Source organism: Jejudonia soesokkakensis, from assembly GCF_042664795.1.
In the GTDB taxonomy this organism is placed as follows: Bacteria; Bacteroidota; Bacteroidia; order Flavobacteriales; family Flavobacteriaceae; genus Jejudonia; species Jejudonia soesokkakensis.
In genome coordinates this window covers 223754-248230 of record NZ_JBHTBN010000006.1, presented here as the reverse complement: position 1 = coordinate 248230, position 24477 = coordinate 223754, and the positions used below count along the sequence as shown (strand labels likewise).

Annotated in this window: 13 protein-coding genes; 6 read left to right on the top strand and 7 right to left on the bottom strand. The window is 39.2% G+C overall.

The genetic code is table 11. The features are described 5' to 3' along the window. The 5 genes from ACFQO1_RS12290 to ACFQO1_RS12270 form a co-directional block, all read right to left on the bottom strand. Positions 1-10978 (bottom strand): GEVED domain-containing protein (locus ACFQO1_RS12290; protein WP_380218442.1); only part of this gene is annotated, 10978 nt, incomplete at its 3' end. Positions 10979-11457: 479 nt separating this feature from the next. Next, positions 11458-12861, bottom strand: coding sequence for a dihydrolipoyl dehydrogenase (lpdA, locus tag ACFQO1_RS12285; RefSeq protein ID WP_380218441.1), 1404 nt, complete (start codon positions 12859-12861; stop codon positions 11458-11460). Between the two features lie 121 nt (positions 12862-12982). Continuing rightward, complete coding sequence (locus ACFQO1_RS12280; protein ID WP_380218440.1) at positions 12983-14572, bottom strand: S41 family peptidase; 1590 nt, start codon at positions 14570-14572, stop codon at positions 12983-12985. A 72-nt stretch (positions 14573-14644) separates the two neighbouring features. After that, positions 14645-15283 (bottom strand): CPBP family intramembrane glutamic endopeptidase, encoded by a 639-nt coding sequence (locus ACFQO1_RS12275; protein ID WP_380218439.1) that lies wholly within the window; start codon positions 15281-15283, stop codon positions 14645-14647. Beyond that, positions 15283-15741, bottom strand: a complete 459-nt coding sequence (locus tag ACFQO1_RS12270; RefSeq protein WP_380218438.1) for an Lrp/AsnC family transcriptional regulator — start codon at positions 15739-15741, stop codon at positions 15283-15285. The genes ACFQO1_RS12275 and ACFQO1_RS12270 overlap by 1 nt, the downstream gene beginning before the upstream one ends. Positions 15742-15903: 162 nt before the next feature. Between ACFQO1_RS12270 and ACFQO1_RS12265 the strand changes: the two genes are divergently transcribed. Then, a complete protein-coding gene (locus ACFQO1_RS12265) occupies positions 15904-17115 on the top strand; it encodes an aminotransferase class I/II-fold pyridoxal phosphate-dependent enzyme (protein WP_380218437.1) in 1212 nt (403 codons plus the stop codon). Here ACFQO1_RS12265 and ACFQO1_RS12260 read toward each other — a convergent pair whose 3' ends face one another. Both ACFQO1_RS12260 and ACFQO1_RS12255 read right to left on the bottom strand, forming a co-directional pair. Next, on the bottom strand, positions 17116-17877 hold the full coding sequence (locus ACFQO1_RS12260; RefSeq protein ID WP_380218436.1) for a hypothetical protein: 762 nt from the start codon (positions 17875-17877) through the stop codon (positions 17116-17118). It lies immediately after the preceding gene. 18 nt (positions 17878-17895) lie between these two features. After that, entirely contained in the window at positions 17896-18630 is a 735-nt protein-coding gene (locus ACFQO1_RS12255; RefSeq protein ID WP_380218435.1) for a hypothetical protein, read from the bottom strand. A 209-nt stretch (positions 18631-18839) separates the two neighbouring features. Between ACFQO1_RS12255 and nhaC the strand changes: the two genes are divergently transcribed. The 5 genes from nhaC to lolA1 all read left to right on the top strand — a co-directional run bounded on the left by nhaC (position 18840) and on the right by lolA1 (position 24414). Next, on the top strand, positions 18840-20309 hold the full coding sequence (gene nhaC / locus ACFQO1_RS12250; protein ID WP_380218434.1) for a Na+/H+ antiporter NhaC: 1470 nt from the start codon (positions 18840-18842) through the stop codon (positions 20307-20309). 189 nt (positions 20310-20498) lie between these two features. Continuing rightward, the gene (gene tpx, locus ACFQO1_RS12245; RefSeq protein WP_380218433.1) at positions 20499-20999 is read left to right on the top strand and encodes a thiol peroxidase; all 501 of its coding nucleotides are present in this window, start codon (positions 20499-20501) and stop codon (positions 20997-20999) included. Further along, positions 20999-21358, top strand: coding sequence for a diacylglycerol kinase (locus ACFQO1_RS12240; RefSeq protein ID WP_380218432.1), 360 nt, complete (start codon positions 20999-21001; stop codon positions 21356-21358). The genes tpx and ACFQO1_RS12240 overlap by 1 nt, the downstream gene beginning before the upstream one ends. A gap of 64 nt (positions 21359-21422) precedes the next feature. Next, positions 21423-23774, top strand: a complete 2352-nt coding sequence (locus ACFQO1_RS12235; protein ID WP_380218431.1) for a DNA translocase FtsK — start codon at positions 21423-21425, stop codon at positions 23772-23774. A 1-nt stretch (position 23775) separates the two neighbouring features. Continuing rightward, on the top strand, positions 23776-24414 hold the full coding sequence (lolA1, locus tag ACFQO1_RS12230; RefSeq protein WP_380218430.1) for an outer membrane lipoprotein periplasmic chaperone LolA1: 639 nt from the start codon (positions 23776-23778) through the stop codon (positions 24412-24414). The last annotated feature ends 63 nt before the right edge of the window (positions 24415-24477 follow it).

Here is a 24477-nt window from a genome sequence, read left to right as displayed (position 1 = left end):
TTACATTGTCAATCACTAAGAGTCCAGCCGTAGTACCTGAGTTTTGCTCAATACCACCTCCTGCTCTGTTGGCAGTATTCTCGTCAATATCACTATCGGTAACCGTAAGAGTTCCTCCGTCATTGAAAATACCTCCACCAGAACCTGCAGCACCATCGGCTACGTTGTCTGAGATATCGGCTCCTGTGACAGTAAGAGTTCCTCCTGCGTTGAAAATACCTCCACCCCCTTGTGTCGCATCGGCGCCACTAGCAGTATTGTCCATTATAGATGTTCCTGTTACACTCATGCTTCCCGTACCATTCCATAGTCCACCACCTTCAGCGGCAGCTATATTGTTGGTTACGTTTCCGCCCGTGATAACACTATCACCAGCACCCGTTATATGAAGTCCTCCTCCATTTCCTGGAGCAGCTGAAGCTGTATTCCCATCCATATCGACATTGGTCAATAGTAAGGTATTACCTGCAACAGAATTATCTTCAATTCCACCACCAGCTCTACTAGCGCTATTGCCCGATAGGCTTGTTGCACTTACCGTTAAGGTTCCCTGATCATTTAAGATACCTCCTCCAGAACCTGAAGCCCCATCAGCGATATTATTGGTGATCGTTGCATTTACTACACTCAAAGCACCTCCAGCGTTAAAGATACCTCCACCACCTTCAGCAGCACCAGCTCCACTGGCCGTATTGCCATCGATAGTTGTTCCATCAACATTCATAACCCCCGATCCGTTCCATAGTCCACCACCTTCTAAGGATGCCGTATTACCTGAGACGTTTCCGCCAGTAATATTCATGTCACTTCCTCCAGAAATATGCACTCCTCCCCCATTACCTGGAGCAGCAGCCGTGCTATTGTTTATAATATCGGTATCTGTAATAATCGTAGTCGATGTAGCAGCATTATCCTCAATTCCTCCACCAGCTCTATTAGAACTGTTTCCACTAATCGTACTATTACTTACTACGAGGGTTCCTTGATCATTTAAGATAGCCCCTCCAGAACCTGAAGCTCCATTGGCTATATTGTTACTGATTGTTACATTAGCCACAGAGAGGTCTCCACCATTATTGAAAATACCTCCTCCACCTTCAGTAGCACCCGGTCCACTTGCCGTATTGCCATCAATGGTCGTTCCACTTACACTCATAGCTCCAGATCCATTCCATAATCCGCCACCTTCTAAAGCAGCTGTGTTACCTGAGATGTTTCCGCCAGTAATCACACTATTTCCAGGACCTGTAATATGCATTCCTCCTCCATTACCTGGTGCTGCTGCTGTTACATTGTTAAGTAAATCTACATTGCTCAAGCTTGTCGTATTCCCTGAGACTGAGTTATCCTCGATCCCTCCACCAGCTCTGTTAGAGCTGTTTCCACTGATCTCACTATCACTTACGCTTAAGTCTCCCAGATCATTCAAGATTCCCCCTCCTGATCCTGCAGCACCATCGGCCACATTGTTTGAGATCGTAGTACCGTTTGTCACACTTAAGGTTCCTCCAGCATTGAAAATACCTCCACCACCTTCAGTGGCACCAGGGCCGCTAGCAGTGTTACCATCAATAGTAGCACCATCGGTTGTCATTGTGCCATCTCCATTCCAAAGGCCTCCACCCTCTAAAGCAGCGACATTATTATTTACGCTTCCGCCCGTTATAGTAACATCGGCATCATCACTTACATGCAATCCTCCTCCATTACCCGGAGCAGCCACCGCAGGTGCAACACCCGCATTGTTATTGTCTAAAGTCGTATCTGTAAGGTTCACTGAACCTTCCTGAACTTCTATTCCTCCACCAGCTCGATTAGCCCTATTATTAGTTATAATAACTCCTGTAAGATCTAAATCTCCATCAACACTAAAGATACCTCCTCCAGAACCTGCAGCTCCATCGGCTATATTGCTATCTATGGTAGTGCCTGCACTAATGCTAAGATCGCCTCCATTATTGAAGATTCCCCCTCCACCATTAGTAGGATCATCTCCACTAGCTATATTATTAGTAATAGGTGTCCCATCAATACTCATAAGACCATCTCCATTCCAAAGACCTCCTCCCTCTGAGGCCGCTAAGTTACTATCGACCGTTCCGCCGCTTACATTAATATCAGCATCACCACTTACATGGAGTCCACCACCATTTCCTGGCACGGCTCCCGCTCCTGTAGCGATATTATTATCTAAATTAGTTGTGTTCAACGTAAATGTACCATCGATCACTTCTACTCCACCACCAGCTCTATTGGCCGTATTGCTAGATATACTAGCTCCTGTTATAGTCACAGTACCATCGGTAGAGAAGACACCTCCTCCAGATCCTGCACTTCCATCAGCTGTATTGTTATCTATTGTAGTGCCAGCAAGCACATCTAACGTACCACCATTGTTGAAGATACCTCCTCCACCATTAGTCGGATCATCGCCACTAGCAACATTTAAAGTAATGGTAGTTCCACTTACACTCATTGAACCTGTACCATTCCACAATCCACCACCCTCGCTGGCTGCTGTATTTGTAGTTACTATACCACCGGTAATACTACTGTTGGCAGCGCCCGTTATGTGAAGTCCACCTCCATTACCCGGTGCCCCAGGACCTGTGACAGCTCCAGCAACATTACTTATCATAGGCGAATTTAACATTGTTAAAGTTCCCTCTACTAACTCTATCGCTCCTCCAGCTCTATTAGCTTCATTGGAGCTTAAATTAGTACCTGTGATGTTCACATCGCCATCAACACTTAAAATACCCCCTCCAGAACCTGCAGTTCCATCGGCTACATTAAGCTGTACTAAAGTCCCTGTATTTAATGTTAGTGTACCGCCGTCATTATAGATACCTCCACCACCTTCAGTAGCTGTAGCTCCACTGGCTGTATTACTTATAATCTGCGTGGTCACATCGAGCGTTCCTGTGCTACTATTCCATAATCCACCACCTTCACTCGCAGCTACATTATTTGCAACTGTACCTCCGCTAACAGATACAACAGAAGCACCTCCTATATGAAGACCTCCACCGTTACCAGGATTAGCAGTAGCAGGAGCTACTCCAGCATTATTCTGATTTAATGTCGTGCCAGTAATAGTTAAATTACCATCCACATTCTCTATTCCTCCTCCAGCACGGTTCGCTCTATTTAATCGGATAATATTAGCATCAATACTCATATTACCACCTGCATTAAAAATACCTCCTCCAGAACCGGCAGCTCCATCGGCTAAATTATTCTCAAACTCATTACCTGGATCCAAAGTAACAACACCTCCAGCATTGTAGAGTCCTCCTCCACCTTCAGCAGCACCCGGCCCACTAGCAATATTTGCCGTAAACATCGTAGTGCTTATCGTAGCATTAGTACCTCCATCTGTCCATAAACCACCTCCTTGACTGGCTGCCAAGTTATTCTCAAAAACACTCCCTGTAATAGTAGCATCTGTCCCAGCTGATAAATGTACGCCACCTCCATTTCCTGGATTTGCTGTAACTACACCACCAAAGAAACCAGGATTAACCCCCGCTCCATTTTCAGTAATCATTACATTATCTAACACTAGAGTATTACCACTAGCATCCTCAATACCGCCACCAGCTCTAGAAGCATAGTTCATCGTAATGGTAGATCCAGATGCAATATTTAGCGTTCCACCTGTATTATTAAAATATCCACCTCCGCGACCTCCAGGAGTAACTCCATCGGCAACGTTATTTGTAACGTCTGTAGCAACATCTACATCTACAGTACCACCATTGTTAAAAATTCCTCCACCACCAGTTGTACCACTGTTGGCAATATTATTTGTAATACTTACTCCACTTAAGGTCATTACGCCTGTTCCATTCCATAATCCACCACCCTCGTTGGCTGCTATATTATTATTTACTGTTCCGCCAGTTACACTACTGTCCGAAGCACCCGTAATGTGCATTCCACCTCCATTACCTGGAGCACCCAACGCTTCATTATCATCTAAAGTTACATCTGTCAAACTAGTTGTTGCAGCGCCACTTACTTCAATACCACCACCTGCACGGTTCGCATCATTGCCAGTAATGGTAGTCCCTGTAGCCGTAAAAATACCGCCAGCGTTAAATACACCACCACCAGAACCTGAACCTGTAGTAGCTACATTATTTATAATACTTGTGGTCGAATCCAAATTAATAGTTCCTCCAGCGTTAAAAATACCTCCACCACCACTGTTCGCAGTTACATTTGACTCTGCCTCATTGCTATCAATCGTAGTTCCCGTGATTGTCATTACACCCGTACCATTCCATAAACCACCACCTTCATTGTTGGCCGAATTCATAAAGACAGTACTGTTAAGTATCGAACTATTTGACACTCCTGATATATGAAGTCCTCCTCCATTTCCTGGACTTGAAGTAGCATTATTTCTATTAAGAGTAACTCCATCTAAAGTTGTCATAGCTGCAGCACCATTTACCTCGACACCTCCACCTGCACGGTTTGCATTATTCTGACGCATTATTGTTCCTGTTGCAGTAAAAGTACCATTGGCATTGAGTACACCTCCACCTGAACTTCCAGCAGCCCCAGAAGCTTCATTGAATAAAATGCGCGTATCAACGTCAGTAGTAACTGTTCCTCCTTGATTAAAGATTCCTCCTCCACCAGAATTGGTTGTAACATTCGACTCTGCTGTGTTATTTCGTATTTCTGTATCTGTAATTGTCATTAATCCGCTTCCGTTCCATAGACCTCCACCTTCATTATTAGCAAAATTATTACGCACTTGAAGTCCATCAATAATAACATCAAAATTACCTGTTACGTGAAGTCCTCCTCCATTTCCTGGAGCTCCAGGGCCTGGAGTTACGCCTGTTCTATTTCTGTTTAATTGAACATTGGTTAGTGTCAAAGCTCCTCCAGAATATTCAATTCCTCCACCTGCTCTGTTTGATTCATTATCTGCAATTACAGAATTCGTAACGGTAAGTATACCACCATTAGTTAGAATACCTCCTCCAGAACCAGCAATTCCTGTGGCTGTATTAAAACGAATACCAGATCCATTTTGAACGGTTAGTGTTCCTCCATTATTAAAGATACCTCCACCGCCATCAGTTGCATCATCTCCTGTTGCTTCATTAGGCGCTGCACTACCACCTCCACCGATGGTATCAACTCCAATTGCAGAATTATCTAAAGTCATTATTCCTGTTCCATTCCAAAGACCACCACCTTCAACAGCAGTATTATTTATTACAATACTTGAGTTTAACAGCACTGTTCCAGTACCCGAGACATGTAATCCACCTCCATTTCCTGGAGCCACTCCTGCACCGGTTGCAGTATTAGTATCTAAAGTCAAATTATTAAACGTAAAACTATCGGTAGGATTAGTATTGAGTTCAATCCCTCCTCCTGCTCTATTTGCCGTGTTGTTTTGTAGGGTTACATCCGTTAGTGTTAATACACCTCCAAGGTCATTAAATATACCCCCACCTGAACCTAGCAGACCATCAGCAGTGTTGCCGTCAATGACTGTATTTATTATCGTAAGGTTTCCGCCATTATTAAAGACACCTCCACCACCTTCAGTTGCTGAAGCACCACTAGCAGTATTTCGGTTAATATTTGGATTATCCAAAACCATGGTAGTTCCTACCTGATTCCAAAGACCTCCACCTTCACTGGCTGCAATATTATCTTCAACATTACCTCCATTGATCTGGATTGTTGCCGCACCACTTACATGCAGTCCTCCTCCATTTCCTGGAGCAGCAACTGTAGCACCGCCAGGTCCAACCACACCAGCATTGTTTAAGTTTAAAGTAATATCATTGGTTGTTAACATACCATCTATGATCTCAATACCTCCCCCAGCTCTGTTAGCAACATTATTATTTATTTGAGTTGTCGTACCACTTATAGTAACATCACCACTAATACTCATAACACCTCCACCAGAACCTAGTGCCCCTATTGCAGTATTGTTGTCAATAATGGTTCCGTCTAAAACATTTAGCGTCCCTCCATTATTAAAAACACCCCCACCACCTTGGTCAGCTAAAGCTCCATTGGCTGAATTTTCAGTAATTGAAGTACCATCTATAGTCATTACAGCACCAACTCCGCCATTCCATAATCCACCACCTTCTTGGTTCGCGATGTTATTCTGAAAAGTTCCTCCTGTAACATTGGTTGTTCCTGTTCCACTCACATGAAGACCACCCCCATTGATGCCAGCAGTATTTGCTTCAACAGGAGTTACTCCACCAACAGTTACGTTAGTCAACGTAACAGTTCCATTGAAGTTTTCAATTCCACCACCAGCACGAGCCGATTCATTTGTTGAAATGTTTCCGCCGTCAATAGTAACAGTACCCCCATCGGTCATGACACCACCACCGTTTCCGAGGTTTAGTAAGGCATCGTTATTTGTAATAATTGCGCTGTCTATATCTAATTTTCCACCAGCATTAAAAATACCTCCACCACCTTGATCATTTCCTACGTTGTTACCAGCATTGGCAACATTAGAATCGACCGTAGTTCCATTTACAGTCATTGTTCCAGTACCATTCCAAAGTCCGCCACCTTCTTGCTGTGCTATGTTATTCTGAAAAGTTCCTCCTGTAACATTGGTTGTTCCTGTTCCACTCACATGAAGACCACCTCCGTTAATGCCAGCAGTATTTGCTTCAGCAGGAGTTCCCCCACCAACAGTTACGTTAGTCAACGTAACAGTTCCATTGAAGTTTTCAATTCCGCCACCAGCACGAGCCGATTCATTTGTTGAAATGTTTCCACCTGTTATGGTAACAGTCCCTCCATCGGTCATTATACCACCACCGTTTCCGAGGTTCATAAGAGCTTCATTATCTATAATATTTGCAACATCTATATTGACTGTTCCTCCTGCGTTAAAAATACCTCCACCACCTTGGTCATTTCCTACATTATTTCCAGAGTTGGCAATGTTTCCAGTAATTGAAGTTCCATTGGTAATATTCATAGTACCTGTTCCATTCCAGAGTCCTCCTCCTTCTTGAGCAGCAGTATTTCCCATAACAGTTCCGCCCGTAATTATACTATCTCCAGCACCTGTGATATGAACACCACCACCGTTACCAGGATTGGCAATAGCAGGAGCTAATCCAGCATTATTATTGTCTAAAATTACATTAGTAAGCGTAAGCCCTAGACCTGCGCCTGAGTTATCTTCAATACCTCCACCTGCTCTATTCGCTCTGTTACCAGTGATTGTAGTTCCTGTTGCTGTTAAAGACGCTCCAGTATTTATAAATATTCCTCCTCCACTACCAGAAGTACCATCTGCAATATTATTGGTAATACTCACTGTATTGTCTAATGTCAATGAAACTCCAGTGTTTAAGTAAATACCACCTCCACCTTCGATAGCAGCTAGTCCACTAGCCGTATTTCCATCAATACTAGTGTCGGTTATTGTAGCCATTCCATCTAGATTAATTCCTCCACCTCTATTGTTCGCTATATTGTTATTTATAACAGTTCCATTGGATGAAGTAAAGATTGAAGAAGCAATAAAAATTCCACCACCTATAAATCCAGATTGGTTTTCAGTAATAGAAGCCCCATCAAGGGTAACTGTTCCTCCTTGAGAACCTACTCCAGCACCTGAAGTATTAACAGTATTATTCCTAATTTCTCCGAAAACATTTAATACTCCACCAAGGTTTCCAATACCCCCTCCTAAATTTACAGCTGAATTATTGTTAATAGTAGAAGCAGCATCTATGGTCATTGTTCCACCACTATTACTTATACCGCCTCCAAAATTAGTTGCATTATTATTTTCAATTAATGAATTATTTACTGAAAGTGTAGCAGAAGTATTATCTATTCCTCCTCCTTGTACAGCATCACCATTTTGAATTGTTATTCCTGCTATCGTTATTGTATTAGCACCTCCAGAAGTCACAAAAACACTTCCTACAGCTCCTCCATCTGCAATTACTGCTGTTGGGTCATTTTCGGTAGAAAGAATAGTCATACTATTAGCTACCACAACATTTTCTGTATACATTCCTGGACCATCTGTTGAAAGATCATCTGTAATATTTACGTTTCCATTTGAAGCAACTTCATCTACACCCTCTTGTATGGTTAGGAATGCATTGACACCTACTACTGCATTTTGATCGCCTGGTGTGTTAAGATCTGCATCTGTTATAAACGTCCCATCTGGTTGGGTAAAATCGTTGTTCACATATACTTCTGTTAAAGGAGTCGGAACAAAGGCTAATGCTACATCATTTCCATCACCAGAATTATAGAAAATTCTCCATGTTTCTCCGTTAAAAGTTACATCGTCACCATCTGCCAATCCAGTAAATTCACCTACAATAGGATCTGCTGCATCATTATCGATTAAAATCATAACATCACCAATAACACCAGTTGCTGCAGTGTTGTCTATCAAGTTTAACGTAGCATCTGTAACATCTACGGTACCTGTAACTATTACCTGATCATAATCTGTACCAGGAGTATCAAATTCATCTACTTCTACATCTAATGTGTCACCTGCCCCTATATCGAATGCACCTGTGACCACAAATAGCCCAGGAGAAGCTCCTGGTGCTAGCGTTCCATTGATTGTTACTGAAGTTGCAGAAATGTCAACCGTTGATACCGCATTAGCTTGTGTATTAATAACACCATTTAAAGTAGCGGTTCCAGTTACAGCCATCGTTATATTTCTTAGATCGGTAGTTCCAGTATTTGAAGTTGTTACTAAATTACCTCCCACTGTACCACCTTGAGTAAAAATGATAGAAGCTTCTGCATTAATTGTTAGGTCTGTAGAAGCATTAACTGCATCTAGAAATCGTATGCTAGCAACATTTGACGTCAATACTGCAGAATTTGGAATGTTAGCTATTTCATTATATCGTTGAAGTCCATCTGTTGTTACCGAACCTTCTATCAACAATGTTCCAGGTGTATCTGTACGTATTCTTCGAACAGGCGTTATTGCTCCAACATCTACTGTAAAGTTTGTTTGTCCACCAGCATTAACATCAAGATTAAAAGTCCCATCGATCGTTCCATTGAATGTTATATCGTTTGGTGCTGTAAGTGTACTATTTGCTGTTAAAGTCGAATTACCATTGATTTGAATGGCATCACCAGTAGCTGTTAAATCACTACCAATAGCAATTGATGGACTTACAACACTTAAAAAATTAGGGGCAATAATAGCTCCATTAATATCAACAATATCTCCTAAATCATTTAATGTATTTATTATTAGGTTTACATTATTATGTGCATTATCTGCAGATGTCACAGTAATAATATCTACACCTCCTTGTGTATTTACTGTAACTGCGCCATTATTCCAAAGATGTACCGTTTCAATAGCGACTGCGCTTGCAGTACCCGATACGACCAATGCTGGGATACTACTTGTAGTACTATCAAAACCATTGGCAATATCATAAACGTCAATACCTGCAGTACCATTAATAGTTACAGCAGCCATACCCGAGATATCGACAGGTTCTAACCCTGTAAACGTAATTGGTTGCCCGCTTACTTCTATAACCCCATCTCTTGGTGTGGTTGTACTGGGTGTAAATGTAGCATTTTGACTACCACTCCCTAATACAGCTAATATATCCCCTGGCGCACCTGTTTGTCCTTCTCCATTATAGTTGATAGGAAATGGAAAATCTCCACCAGAGAAATCTGTAGTTAACGTATCGTTGCCATTATCTCCATTGATAGTTAATGTTACTATACTTGTAGATGGTTGTCGAATTACTTCTGCACCATTTACAGTTATCACTGTATCACCTCCATCAATGGAAGCAACAATTGTATCATCTCCTGCTGTTCCAATTACAGTTGGGTTTGCATTATACTCTACTGTGACCACGATAGTGCAATTAACTTCATTCCCATTACCATCATCAACTGTCCAAACTATTGAATTGGCTCCTAATGGGACCGTAGCTCCAGCTAGTGAAGCCATGTTATTAAGATCGTTCGAAAGAGTTGGCGAGCCACAATTATCATTGGATGCAGTAGGATCAAATTCAGTTCCTTGTACAGTGTACGTCATTTGTCCTGGACCAGGATTTCTTGTTCCGTCTGCAGCACAAGTTATTGTTGGATCAATATTATCTGCGACAGTAACGGTAGCTGTACACATACTCATATTTCCTGCAGCATCTTCTACGGTAAGTGTAACTGTATTTGCGCCAATATCAGCACAGGTAAATGTGTTCGGGGATACAGATCTCATTGTTATTCCTGTATCATCTGTAGAATTATTATCAACATCGTCTGGTGAAATTGTTACATTTCCAGCTGAATCCAATTGCGCAGTCGCATTCATACATATTGCCGTGGGTGGTGTTGTATCACCCATCATTCCTGCGCCTGCAATTTCTACAGGCCAGTCCTCTGTTTCGCCATCAAATCCATTTTCACAAGGTCCTGATACTCCCATATTACCGTTTTTTACGATAAACCTCATACGAGTAACTCCATTTGTAGCGGTTACGGGTATGGTAGGTGTAGCACCAAATGAACCACCCCCACCAGTGGGAAAGTTTATGTCTCCAGTTCCTGAATTCACTAATTCACCAGAATCTTCAAAATCTCCATCAATATTTAAATCAATGTAAACCGCGAAAGAATAATTTTGTAGTCCTCCAGCATTTGTATTGTATCCCACAGATAAATTATCATTCGTTGCTGCATTGGGCGTAAACGTTGTTATTGGCATACGAGTTGTCTCATCTGTGTAATCACCTGCTATTGCACAACAATTTTCACAATCAGGAGCATTTGAGGTTAGACAAGTTTGCCCTACAAAAAAAGTACTGCCTGCAGTACCACTTGATGTACAATAGGTTTGTGCATAGGAATTCATCCCAAGAAATAGGGAAAATAGAAGAATAGTTAAGGTTATAACATAGCTTCGCGAAGTAAAATTTTTCATAATGAAAATGTGTTTTTGGTTGTACAAAACTGCGTAGAGGAATTGCAGTAAATAGTTGTATCACAAGTTACGATAGAAAAGAATAATACGTTTTTAAATCGTTGTCTTTTCGACGAATGGTTAAAATTTTAACTTTTATTTTAACATAATTTCAGCTGTTCTGCATAAATAATATATTGTTTATCAATGTATTATAGCATAAACGATTATTAAAACTTTAACATTTTTAGTACAATATTTGCAGTAAAACATCGATGAACAACCTATTTATTCAAAGAGAAATTAAAAAAAATAGCTTTTTCTTATATAAAAGATGCTATCATTATATAATAAACTGACAATGCCATTTTTTTTACAAACGATATCGTTGTTTTAAGAAAACTAATCTTTAAGATTTTTTTCAACTTGATTTTATCCATACTAAAGACACCTCCTCTTATTTAGAAGAGGTGTCTTTAGTATTAGAAAATTCCACTAAATTAAATGTGCAATGCCCTGTTCTCGGTTGCAGCGAGTGCTGCTTCTTTTACGGCTTCAGCATAGGTTGGATGCGCATGACTCATACGAGCGATGTCTTCGGCACTGGCTCTAAATTCCATCGCTGTGACTGCTTCTGCAATCAAGTCGGCAACACGGGCACCTACCATATGAACTCCCAGCACCTCGTCTGTTGTTTTATCTGAGAGTATTTTTACAAATCCGTCGGTATCACCACTCGCACGGCTTCTTCCTAACGCACGCATTGGGAATTGTCCCGATTTGTACTCAAACTTAGCTTCTTTAAGTTGTTCCTCGGTTTTACCTACCGAAGCCACTTCGGGCCACGTATACACCACTCCCGGAATTAGGTTATAATCGATATGTGGCTTTTGACCTGCTAAAATTTCGGCAACTAGCGATCCTTCTTCCGAAGCTTTATGAGCTAACATCGCACCTTTTACCACATCACCAATCGCATAAATATTTTTTACATTGGTTTGTAAGTGTTCGTTAGTTTCTACCAATCCTCTTTCAGTAATCTTCACGCCTGCATTTTCAGGTTTTAAACCTTCGGTATAGGCTTTTCTCCCTACGGAAACTAAGCAATAATCACCCGTGAAGGTTACTTCGTTGTCTTTTTTATCGGTAGCCGTTACTGTAATTTCGTTCTTCTTTCTCGAAACTGCTGAAACTTTATGTGATAAGTAGAACTTTACACCTTGTTTCTTCATCACTTTGGTAAGCTCCTTACTCTGTGCGCTGTCCATTGTTGGAATGATACGGTCCATATATTCTACTACAGAAACTTCAGAACCCAAACGACGATATACTTGCCCTAATTCCAGGCCTATCACACCTCCACCTATCACGATCATGTGCTTAGGTATTTCGGTTAACGAAAGAGCTTCAGTAGAAGTGATAATACGTTCTTTATCGATCTTTATAAAAGGAAGCGAAGCGGGTTTGCTTCCTGTAGCAATAATGGTATTGGTGGCTTCAATCGTTTCGGTTTTACTTTCCGAAGTAATATCAATATGAGTTGCATCTTTAAAAGATCCCATGCCTGTAAAAACATCAATCTTATTCTTATTCATCAAAAATTCAATCCCTTTGGTAGTTTGATCAACTACAGAAGCTTTACGCTCAATCATCTTTTTAAAATTGATCTTTACTTCTCCAGGAATTTCAATGCCATGTTCCTCAAAATGCTTGATGGCATCTTCATAATGATGTGACGAATCCAGCAATGCCTTACTAGGAATACATCCCACGTTAAGACATGTTCCTCCCAGCACACTGTATTTTTCGATAATGGCTGTCTTCATTCCTAATTGGGCACAGCGTATTGCGGCTACATATCCTCCAGGTCCTGAGCCAATCACGGCTACATCATATTTTGACATATTTTTGAGATTTTAATTTTAAAATACAAAGGTACGATAGTGTAAAGTTGTTTAAAAGTTTATAGGTTGGAATTTTATATGTACGTAGTTTGTGATGATAGCTGTTGGTGAAAAATACTATTCACTGTTCACCTATCATATCTAAAACATACTGGAGCTCAGGATCACGACCTTCTTCTCTATCTTTTCGGGTAGGAGTAATTTCTACATCGGGGGTTACTCCAAACCCGTCTGGTTCGACTTTGTAGGGCGCTTCTATTTGCATTAAACCCATTCTAATCACGACCTTACTATTAGGTAACTCATATCCTCTAAACAATCCGGCAACTGTTCCGTTATAGGCTCCACCGGTTTCCTGCCCAACAAAAGTAGCTCTGTTGGTCGCTTTAAGATGCGTAGATAACACCGAGGAAGCCGAAAATGAATTTCCGTTAATTAATACATACAAGTTGCCTTTGTAATTTTTCTCTTTAGGTTCTTGTGGTTTTGAGTTTCTCCATTTATAGTAAAGTATACCATTCTCTTTTTCTGTTTTAAGAATGTTGAGTGTAGCAATTACTGGTGAAAACACCAGAACAGCTCCCCGCAAAAGATCTGGGTTTGTATTGCTGAGAAAAGAATTTAAAAACGGCACTCTTGTTTTGATTTCACTCTTTTCTATAAACGTATATTCCGTATCTGTGAGGTACGAATATAATTCGTCAATTTCGTTAAGTCGTCCGCCGCCATTATCCCTAAGATCAATAATTAGATTTTTGGTTCCCAAAGAATCCATTGTTGTAAAACTCTCTTCGTAGAATTCGTCATAGCTTCCGTTAGAAAATCCACGTATTTTCATGTAGGCAATGGTACTGTCTGCACCTATAAAATTGAAAATCCGAGTAAACTCGTCGGTACTTTTCACGTATCCATACTTATTATTATATTTTCGTTTATTTCGAGCTGCGATACGTTTTTCTTTTTTTTCTGAAGCAGTAACTCTCTTTACTTTTACTGCAGAATTCTCTACACTGTCAGTGAAAATTGAATCCTTCTTTTTCTCTGGTTTTTTCCAGCTGAATGTTTTATCAAAAACCGAATCTGTAGTCTTAAACGTGATCTGTAAACTATCTACAAAACCTTTATTTTTATAATAATACCTCGGAAACCTCGAGCCTACCATACCATCGAATAGGGTTTGATTAAAACCATCACTTGCTATTAAGGTGTTGTATTTTTTAATAAGATTGGTAGGGGTTTCTCCCTCTATGGTCACTACCTGCGAACCAATTAAAACAGAATCTTCTGCTTTTGCATCTGTCACCCAAAGTTTCGAATCCAAATACTCAAAATCCATAGTATTAAATGCCAGCTTCTTATCGCGAAATTCCTTTCTTTCTTTTCTGGTTCTTTTAATATTGGGCGGACTCACACTTATATGTCCTTGATGCACGTTGGTTACAACGGCAGCAAGTTTTTCGTAAAAAGCCCTGCTAGCCATTGGAGCGGTAATCGCTTGCTTGAGGCTATCAAATTTAAAGTCTAATTGTTCTTTTGGAGTGTACTGATATAGTTTGGGGTGGTACTTTTTAAGCTGATTGTATGCTGCATCCACATCAGTATGTAGCTCTGCAATACTATGTTTTTCTGAAATGGCCTCGTTGTATTTTTTAACGCTTCCGCAGGAAGAAAGGAGAACTAAAAGAATACCGAAAAGTAGGGATTTATTCATAGGAGGTTTTAATTTATAGACGTTATAAAAAGTAAAAAGGTTGCATGCTGCAAGGTACATTTTTATAGAAAACTATACAGGCTCTATTCCTGGAAACGCTAACATTTGTCCCATTCCCACAGTAAATAACCAATTTCCGTAAAGAGCATGCTCGATGGTCACAGCCGTGGTACTTCGATATTTTAAATAGGTAAATCCAAACATCAATCCGCCAATAAAAGTGAGCACTAGTACCAAGGTATTTTTAAAAAATAAGTGTGCTAAGGAAAATACAATGGCGTTGATAAAAACTAATAATGGTTTATTCTGAAATACGTATTCGTAGCGTTCAAAAAAGAACGTACGGTAAATAATCTCTTGAGGCCAAACCGAAAATACAACATATACACAAAGAATGACAACAAACAACAACGGATTGTTAAGAGGTACAAAAAACAGGTTTTCTGGCGCAACAACATATACATAGATCGTTGTCGCAATCAATACCAATAAAAAAGTTCCTGCGATTCTTCGCCAGAATGTTTTCCAATTAAGATTTTTTTTTATCTGAAAGGATATAGCTTCAGACTTTTTTAAAGTCACAAGAATATAGATAAAGGCAGCCAGTATATAACCCACCTTAATCCAGATCAAAAAATCTATGGCTAAACTGACAGGCAGTAGAATAAAAAATATAAAAAACTCTAGCAGTAAATACGTCTTACTTTTCATTATATCGTGATTGCAGTAGTGTTTTTTACCTCATTAATTGTAAAAGCACTTTGTGTGCTTCCTATATGCTGCAGCGAAGTTAATTTGTTGACCATAAACGTACGGAAACTTTGCATATCTGCGACCACAACCTTTAAGACATAGTCATATTCACCACTTACATGAAAACATTCTAACACCTCATCTAACTTTGCAACTTCGGCTTCAAACTGAGTAATTTGCTGTTGAGAGTGCTGCGTTAATTTTACATAACAAAACACCATAAAATCAAGAGCGACTTTTTGTCTATCAACGATGGCAACATAGTGCTTAATCACACCTACTCGTTCCAGTTTTTTTATTCGCTCAAAAATCGCAGTTACTGAAAGATTGAGTTTTAAAGAAAGTTCTTTGTTGGTTCGCCTTGAGTTTTGCTGAAGCAAAGCCAGTAGCTTTTTATCGGTTGCATCTAATTTCATTCTGAAAAATTTTCATAAATATATACATCTTTCAGCAAGAAATCAATTTTAAAATCTATGTATTAAATTATAAATCGAAAATAAATCCTATTATTTAATAATCCATTGATAAATATTCTATATAGCATTACTTTTGATTGTAAATCAAAATTTTCAGAAGTAATGTCAAAAAACCCAACATTTAAACCCGCAAACAGTATTCAGGATTTACAATATTTTGGAGAATTTGGTGGGGTAAACCCTTCTATTTCAGATAGCTCAACCTATACTTTCCTTTCGGCCAAAACCATGTTTGATACTTTTGAAGGCAATGCAGACGGATGCTATTTGTATTCTAGACACTCTACTCCATCCAATTTATATTTAGGGGAAGCACTGGCAGCTATGGAAGGGACCGAAACTGCCAATGTCGCCGCTAGTGGCATGGGAGCTATTACTCCTACTATTTTACAATTTTGTCAAGCTGGAGATCATATTATCTCTAGCCGTACTATTTATGGCGGAACCTATGCTTTTCTGAAAAATTTTACACCAAGAATGGGTATAGAAACTTCTTTTGTAGATATTACAAAACTGGAAGTAGTTGAAGCAGCCATAACACCTGAAACAAAAATAATCTTTTGTGAATGTGTTTCTAATCCGTTATTAGAGATTGCTGATATCGAAGGACTTTCAAAAATTGCCAAAAAACACGGTTTGCAATTGCTGGTTGACAATACTTTTTCGCCCTTGACCATTTCTCCAGCACAGTTGGGAGCCGATGTAGTGATGCACAGTTTGACCAAATTTATTAATGGGAGCAGTGATACTATGGGAGGTGTGGTATGTGGAAATCAGGAGCTCATTGACACACTTCGCAACGTGAATGATGGCGCTAGTATGTTATTAGGAGCCTCGATGGATAGTTTGCGGGCAGCTTCAATTCTAAAAAATTTACGAACGCTCCATATCAGAATGCAGCAGCACAGTAAAAATGCACACTTTCTTGCTGAAAAATTTGAAGCCGACGGATTGCGAACGGTCTATCCTGGATTAAGTAGTCATCCTGGGCATACATTGATGAAAAAACAAATGAATCCGCAATATGGGTTTGGAGGGATGCTTACTATAGATGTAGGCTCACTCGATAAAGCCAACGAACTTATGGAATTAATGCAAGAACGTAATCTTGGGTATCTAGCAGTAAGTTTAGGATTTTACAAAACCTTATTTAGTGCTCCTGGAAGCTCTACCTCTTCAGAAATTCCTGAAGAAGAACAAAAGGAAATGGGCTTATCAGACGGATTGATACGTTTCTCAATTGGCTTGGATGCTGATATTGAAAGAACCTACAATATGATGCGGGATTGCATGGTAGCGGTTGGTGTTTTGTAGCTATTTGATGCGCATGATGTACAATACGCTCATGTTTGCCACGCGTGTTTCAACTCCTCTTAATTGGAAGCCATATCTGTCTCGACTAAAACCATTGCCATTCCAGTCATCGGTAATAAGATATCCTGTACCACCATATTGGTTCAATATGAGATTTGTTGTGGTACCTGAAGATCCCGAAGCTAGTATCCTAAATAAATTATTAGTTTGGTCAGATTGATACACACCGCTGGTAACCGAGCCTCTTAGATATCTCCCACTAGAAGTATCACCAGAAGTAGAAGTTGTATTCCCATTTAAGTTAGGAGTAGATAGCCCAGCCAACGGACTGTCTGTATCACTAATTAAAGAACCATCACATAACTGCCATCCTTCTGATAAAGTTAATGTAGGAAAATCAATCCTATTATGCCACGGAATAATACTGCCAATTGGGAAAACTCCAACCGTAGATTTTGGGGTAAGTATCTTTTCCCATTTACCCAAAGCGGTATTAAAATAATAAAATCCTTTACCGTCACCCTCAATTACTAACTCATTTGTATTGTAAATTAGTAATCCTTCGGCAGCTGTATTTATTCCATCCAATTGTATGGTAGTCACTGACGGCAGACTTACTTTTGAGATTAAAATCCCTTTATCGTTTGATGTAACAGAAAAAGCTGAAGACTCACTTGTTGATGTATCATTAATAATTACTTGACAATACAAATGAGAAAGATTTACAAATAAGAAAAGTACAAGAAGTTTGCTTATCATCATTTAATTTTTAACGAATCACTATTTTATTCTAATGATCCAGATTACCGACATATTGGTTACTCTCGTTTCAACTCCCCTCAATTGAAACCCATAACTGTCCCCTCCTGTCGAATTATCTGTAGAGATATATCCTATTGTGCCCGTTTGATCTAAAGTCACAATACTATTAGAACTTGATAACCCACTACCAAAAATTCTAAATAAATTGTTAGTTTGGTCATTCTGAAATTGACCACTTACGTTTGAACCCCTTAAAAATCTTCCACTTGATGAATCTCCTGAATTTGATGTAGTGTTTCCGTTTAGATTTGGAGTCGAACTATTTACTATTGGACTATTTGAATCGGTAATGAGAGAGCCATCACATAATTGCCACCCATCTGGCAAAGCTCCTACCCCAGCTAAAGAACCATGCCAAGCAATAATACTACCTATAGGAGCTAACCCAATTTCAGAAGATGGAGTCATAATCTTTTCCCATCTATTACTAGAGGTATAGTAATAGTATCCCGTACCATCTCCTCCTGTTGTAGAAGGATTCGTATTATAAATTAACAACCCCTCCACAGCGGTATTGGTTCCATCCAATTGTGTTGCTAAAATTGACGAAAGAGAAACATTGGGAATTAAAATTCCTTTGTCGTCAGATTCTATATGAAGTATTGTAGAAGGATCTGGATTGATTGTACCAATACCAACTTGTGCAGAAACCAAAGTTGAAATAAAGCAAAAAATTAAAATTAAAAGTTTCATACTTCCTTTTTAAAAAAGCAAAGTAGGTAAGCTCAATTATGATTTAGGAATTGTAAAACTAGATAGCTTAAATTGGAAATGCCTCTATGAAATCATAGAGGCTCAAAAAATCAATGTTTTCCTATATAATAATTTAGCTAGCTATAAAAATGAGATTTGCACACTTTTCAGTAAAATCGTAACATTACAACTCTTAAACAAATTCATTCATGCAAGAAAACGACAACCTTTCTGAAATAGATATTGAAAAACAACGAATTGTAGCTAATAAAGAACTTAATATCTGGGAAGCTTTGATTCCTGTGGTGATTTTAATGGGTTTACTAGCTTATAACATTTTTTTTAAGGATGGAGAATGGTTGGGGGAATATTCTAATCAGTATATTTTATTATTAGGCGGTCTTGTAGCTGCTATCGTTGGCTTTTTTAATAAAGTGTCTCTTGAAACCATGTTGTTTGAAGTATGGGAAAACCTAAAAAGTGTCTTTGTCCCTATTCTTATTTTATTACTTGTAGGAGCCTTAGCTGGAACGTGGCTGATAAGTGGTGTGATACCAGCGATGGTTTATTATGGGTTACAGGTATTAAGCCCTGAGATATTTTTACCAGCATCGGTCATAATCGCCGCTATTATTTCGGTAGCTACTGGAAGCTCATGGACTACTTCTGCTACGGTAGGCATCGCTTTGGTTGGAATTGGAACTGCCTTGGGCATCAATCCAGGAATGATCGCTGGAGCCGTGATTTCTGGAGCGTATTTTGGAGATAAAATGTCACCTCTAAGTGATACAACTAATCTCGCTCCTGCCATGGCTGGAACCGATCTTTTTACCCACATAAAATATATGGCGTATACAACAGTGCCTACCATTATAATTGCTCTAATTGTCTTCGGAATTATTAGTGCCACCGTAGATGTAACAGGTGATGCAGATGTTAGTGGACTCTTGACAACAATAAATGCAACCTTTAATACAACTCCTTGGCTTTTTATCGTCCCTGTAATAGTAATAGCTCTCATTCTGTTTAAAACTAAACCCCTAATAGCTTTAGCTGCCGGAGTCCTTTCCGCAGCACTAGTTGCTGTGATTTTTCAGTCTGAAGTGTTAGCCGAGATCGCTTCCTCCAATCTTTCAGCCATAACGAATTCTATTTTTACAGATACAGCGATTGTTACTGAAAATGAAAAATTAAATGATTTATTTTCCGCAGGTGGAATGCTGGGAATGCTCTGGACTATCTTTTTAATTATCTGTGCCATGGTTTTTGGCGGAATCATGGATGGCATTGGTGCACTCGCAAGAATCACTAAAGAACTATTAAAAATGGCAACTTCTATTTTTGGACTTTTTGCTAGCACCGTCATCAGTTGTTTAGGGTTAAACACTATTGCCAGCGACCAGTATCTCGCGATCGTGATTCCAGGAAAAATGTTTAAAAAGGCGTATCAGGACAGAGGTCTTGCTCCAGAAAATCTTTCCAGAACTTTGGAAGACAGTGGAACGGTAACTTCTGTTTTAATCCCATGGAATACCTGCGGGGCTTACCAAAGTGGTGTGCTAGGCGTAGGTGTCGCCGAATATTTCTTTTATGCGATATTTAACTGGTTAAGTCCATTTATGACCTTACTCTTTGCGGCATTCAGAATAAAAATAAGAATGCTTACTGAAAAAAAGTAGCATAGAATAAACAACAAAACCTTTAGTAAATCCTTGTCTGTCGATGAGGATTTCTTTTTTCTGAAAATTTTACGAATTGGTTTCAGCCTGAATGCTTAATTTTATACTTTATTTTTTCTGAAAAATCAACTTTTCAGTAGAACAATTGAAACTAATTTAAAAAGATCCCTGTCTTCGCAGGAAATGATTATGGCAAAAATTACACTAGGCGGTTCTCCTGCCGAAACTCTAGGAACAATCCCACAAGTAGGAACTATAGCACCTAATTTTACATTGGTCGCCAAAGATCTTTCTTCAAAATCACTGAGCGATTACGAAGGTCACAGAAAAATTTTAAATATCTTTCCTAGTGTCGATACGAATGTCTGTGCTCAATCGGCTAGAAAGTTTAATCAGGAAGCTTCCGATCTGGAGAATACAAAAGTTTTATGCATTTCGAAAGACCTTCCGTTTGCACAAGCGCGTTTTTGTGCAGCAGAGAATATAGAAAATGCGGTATTGCTAAGTGATTTTAGAGATGGAAGTTTTGGAAAAGACTACGGACTCACACTTACCTCTAGTGGCTTTGAAGGCTTGCATTCAAGAGTGGTATTGGTCTTAGATGAAAATAATAAAGTACTGTATTCAGAACAAGTCCCGGAAATAGGACAAGAACCTAATTATGACGCGGCTCTAAAAACCCTTTGTTAATGTGGGAAACCTATTTAGGAAAACGAATAAAAGGCTGTAAATATGCGATCGTTGGTGCATGGAAACTCATTAGAAATGAAGCCAGTATCCAAGTACAAGCCGTAATTTCAATTATCATGACCTTTGCAGGGTTTTATTTTGAAATTTCTACGACAGAATGGATCTTTCAGATATTTGCCATAGGACTTGTAATGAGTATCGAAGGCTTAAATACAGCCGCCGAAGAAATTGTCAATTTTGTACATCCCGATTTCCATAGTAAAATAGGCTATATTAAAGATGTGGCTGCTGGAGCTGTTTTCTTTGCTGCCATTGCAGCTACAATTATTGGATGCCTTATTTATATCCCAAAGTTTTAAAATTATTAATGCTTTGAGACGTTACCTTTTTATGTATTTTTGTTATACAAGAGCGATCTGCTAAATGGCCAAAAAGAAAAAGACAACCTCCAAGAAAAAAACACCACGTACAAAACGTTTGTTTGTCCTTTCAAAACAACAAAAAGTGTTGCTAGGAAGTCTGTTTATGCTACTTGGCGTCATGTTGCTTTTTTCTTTTATTTCATATTTCTTCACATGGCAAGCAGATCAAAGCGAACTAGGAATTCTCAATAATCGTGATGCACCAGCCGAAAACTGGCTCAATAAATTTGGAAGCCACGTAGGGAACTTTTTTATCTATGAAGGTTTTGGAGTTAGTGCTTTTATTTTAGCCGTATTAATTACCTTAACAGGTGCCTACCTATTTTTCGATTACGCTAAAAAACAACTGAAACGGTTTTGGTTCTGGGGAATTCTTGTCATGATCTGGCTTTCTGTTTTCTTTGGTTTTTTTAGCGAAACTTCTTCCCTTCTTAGTGGTGTCATTGGATATGAAACAAATGATTATCTACAGGATTATCTTGGACTTATAGGTACCATTTGTGTCATGGTTTTTTTAGCGATTGTATATCTAGTACTTAGGCTCAATGTCACTCCAGATAAAGTTTCAGCATATTTTAAAAGCGTTAAGAAAGACGTAGCTTCCGATTTTTCTTCGGAAGAAGATACGGTCTCACAAACCGATTACGAAAAAGATGTGGTGGCTACCTTAGTTTCCGAAGAGAATACACCTTCAGAATTAACAATCGAAAAAACAGTCGAAGAACCTGTGTTAAAATCAGATGTTCAAGAAGTTATTGCTTCTGAAGATGCTGTTGCCATGGAAGTCGAGCAGATAAAAGAGGAAGATGAAGTGGATACCATGAGCAAGAAACTGGTCGAAGATTTTGGACAATTTGATCCCACTTTAGAGCTGAGTAATTTTAAGTTCCCATCTATTGAATTGTTGAAAGATTATACGGCCGGACAAGGGATTACTATTAATCAGGAAGAGCTAGAAGAAAACAAAAACCGCATTGTAGATACCCTTAGCAACTATAAAATTGGAATTAGTAATATCAAGGCTACAGTCGGTCCTACTGTGACTTTGTATGAAATTGTACCGGAAGCAGGGATACGAATCTCTAAGATTAAAAATCTTGAAGATGATATTGCGTTGTCACTATCAGCTTTAGGTATCCGTATCATAGCGCCTATTCCTGGTCGAGGAACCATTGGTATAGAAGTACCCAACAAGAATCCAAAGATTGTTTCGATGCGTTCGGTCATTGCGTCGCCCAAGTTTCAGAATGCAGAAATGGAATTGCCTATTGCCTTCGGAAAAACCATTAGTAACGAAACCTTCGTGGCCGATCTAGCAAAAATGCCTCACCTGTTAATGGCTGGTGCTACCGGTCAAGGAAAATCGGTTGGATTGAATGCAATTCTTACTTCGCTACTTTACAAAAAACACCCTGCCGAGGTAAAATTTGTATTGGTCGATCCTAAGAAAGTAGAATTAACATTGTTCAATAAAATTGAACGTCATTATCTAGCGAAGCTCCCAGACACCGAAGAGGCAATTATTACAGACACCAATAAGGTAATAAACACTTTAAACTCACTCTGTATTGAAATGGATGCACGGTACGATCTGCTCAAAGATGCGATGGTTCGTAATATCAAGGAATACAATGTTAAATTTAAAAACCGAAAGTTAAATCCGAATGACGGCCACCGCTTCTTACCTTACATTGTTTTGGTAATTGACGAGTTTGCAGACTTAATCATGACAGCGGGTAAAGAAGTAGAAACTCCCATTGCTAGACTGGCTCAATTGGCTCGTGCCATTGGAATTCACTTGATTGTCGCCACGCAGCGACCCTCGGTTAATGTAATTACAGGGATTATAAAAGCAAACTTCCCTGCTCGAATTGCGTTTAGAGTAACCAGCAAAATCGATTCTCGTACTATTTTAGATAACTCGGGTGCAGATCAGTTGATAGGTCGTGGAGACATGCTGTACACCCAAGGTAATGATCTCACCCGTTTACAATGTGCCTTTGTTGATACGCCCGAGGTGGCCGATATTACAGACTATATTGGCTCTCAAAAAGCATATCCCGATGCACACCTTCTGCCAGAGTATGTAAGTGAAGAAGGTGGCACAACTCTTGATAATAATGTGGATGAAAGAGATGCGCTGTTTCGGGATGCCGCAGAAGTTTTAGTCATAGCACAACAAGGTTCTGCCTCATTGTTACAACGCAAATTAAAACTGGGCTACAACAGAGCAGGTAGAATAATAGACCAACTAGAAGCTGCTGGTGTAGTAGGACCCTTTGAAGGCAGTAAGGCCAGACAGGTTTTAGTCCCAACTATAGAAGCATTAAACCAATTATTAAATAACGAATAAAATGAAGAAGTTAGTAGTATTTTGTATTGCCATAGCAACCCTATCGTTTGCGCAAGCTCAAGAGGCAAAAAAATTGCTAAATGAAGTTTCGGCAAAAGTGAAGAGTTATGACAACTTTTCTATCGATTTTAAAGTAAAGCTTGATAATGCCAAAGAAGGAATTTCGCAAGAAACCCGTGGCGATGTAGTTATCTCTGGAAACAAGTATAAGTTAAATATGAACGGTGGTACCGAAATGTTTGATGGAAAGAAAATATACAGAATTAGTCCTGTAGACGAAGAAGTCACTATTGAAGCCTACGATCCAAACAACGATAAAACAATTACTCCCTCAAAGATGATGAGCTTTTATGAAAAGGGGTATACATACAAAATGGATATTCTCCAGAACGTTAGAGGTAGAAAAATACAATATGTAAAATTGATTCCTATTGATAGCAATGCAGAGTTTAAATCCTATTTGTTAGGTATCGACGCACAAACAAAACATATCTACAACCTAATACAAGTAGATTCTAAAGGAACAAAATATACCACAACCGTCAATAGTTTTAAAACCAATGAGCCGCTCTCAAAAACACTATTTGTTTTTGATGAGGCTAAATATAAGAAAGACGGTTATTACATAAATAAAATGTAAATTACGTTCCGTTGAAAATACTGGACAAGTACATATTAATGAGTTTTTTGAAGACGTTTTTTA

Excerpts from the sequence above, each read along its gene's own strand:
- ACFQO1_RS12275 (WP_380218439.1), bottom strand. The coding sequence starts at position 15,283 with ATGAAAAGTAAGACGTATTTACTGCTAGAGTTTTTTATATTTTTTATT.
- ACFQO1_RS12255 (WP_380218435.1), bottom strand. The coding sequence starts at position 18,630 with ATGAAACTTTTAATTTTAATTTTTTGCTTTATTTCAACTTTGGTTTCT.
- ACFQO1_RS12265 (WP_380218437.1), top strand. The coding sequence starts at position 15,904 with ATGTCAAAAAACCCAACATTTAAACCCGCAAACAGTATTCAGGATTTA.
- lolA1 (WP_380218430.1), top strand. The coding sequence starts at position 23,776 with ATGAAGAAGTTAGTAGTATTTTGTATTGCCATAGCAACCCTATCGTTT.
- tpx (WP_380218433.1), top strand. The coding sequence starts at position 20,499 with ATGGCAAAAATTACACTAGGCGGTTCTCCTGCCGAAACTCTAGGAACA.
- lpdA (WP_380218441.1), bottom strand. The coding sequence starts at position 12,861 with ATGTCAAAATATGATGTAGCCGTGATTGGCTCAGGACCTGGAGGATAT.
- ACFQO1_RS12270 (WP_380218438.1), bottom strand. The coding sequence starts at position 15,741 with ATGAAATTAGATGCAACCGATAAAAAGCTACTGGCTTTGCTTCAGCAA.
- ACFQO1_RS12280 (WP_380218440.1), bottom strand. The coding sequence starts at position 14,572 with ATGAATAAATCCCTACTTTTCGGTATTCTTTTAGTTCTCCTTTCTTCC.
- ACFQO1_RS12260 (WP_380218436.1), bottom strand. The coding sequence starts at position 17,877 with ATGATGATAAGCAAACTTCTTGTACTTTTCTTATTTGTAAATCTTTCT.
- ACFQO1_RS12240 (WP_380218432.1), top strand. The coding sequence starts at position 20,999 with ATGTGGGAAACCTATTTAGGAAAACGAATAAAAGGCTGTAAATATGCG.
- nhaC (WP_380218434.1), top strand. The coding sequence starts at position 18,840 with ATGCAAGAAAACGACAACCTTTCTGAAATAGATATTGAAAAACAACGA.
- ACFQO1_RS12235 (WP_380218431.1), top strand. The coding sequence starts at position 21,423 with ATGGCCAAAAAGAAAAAGACAACCTCCAAGAAAAAAACACCACGTACA.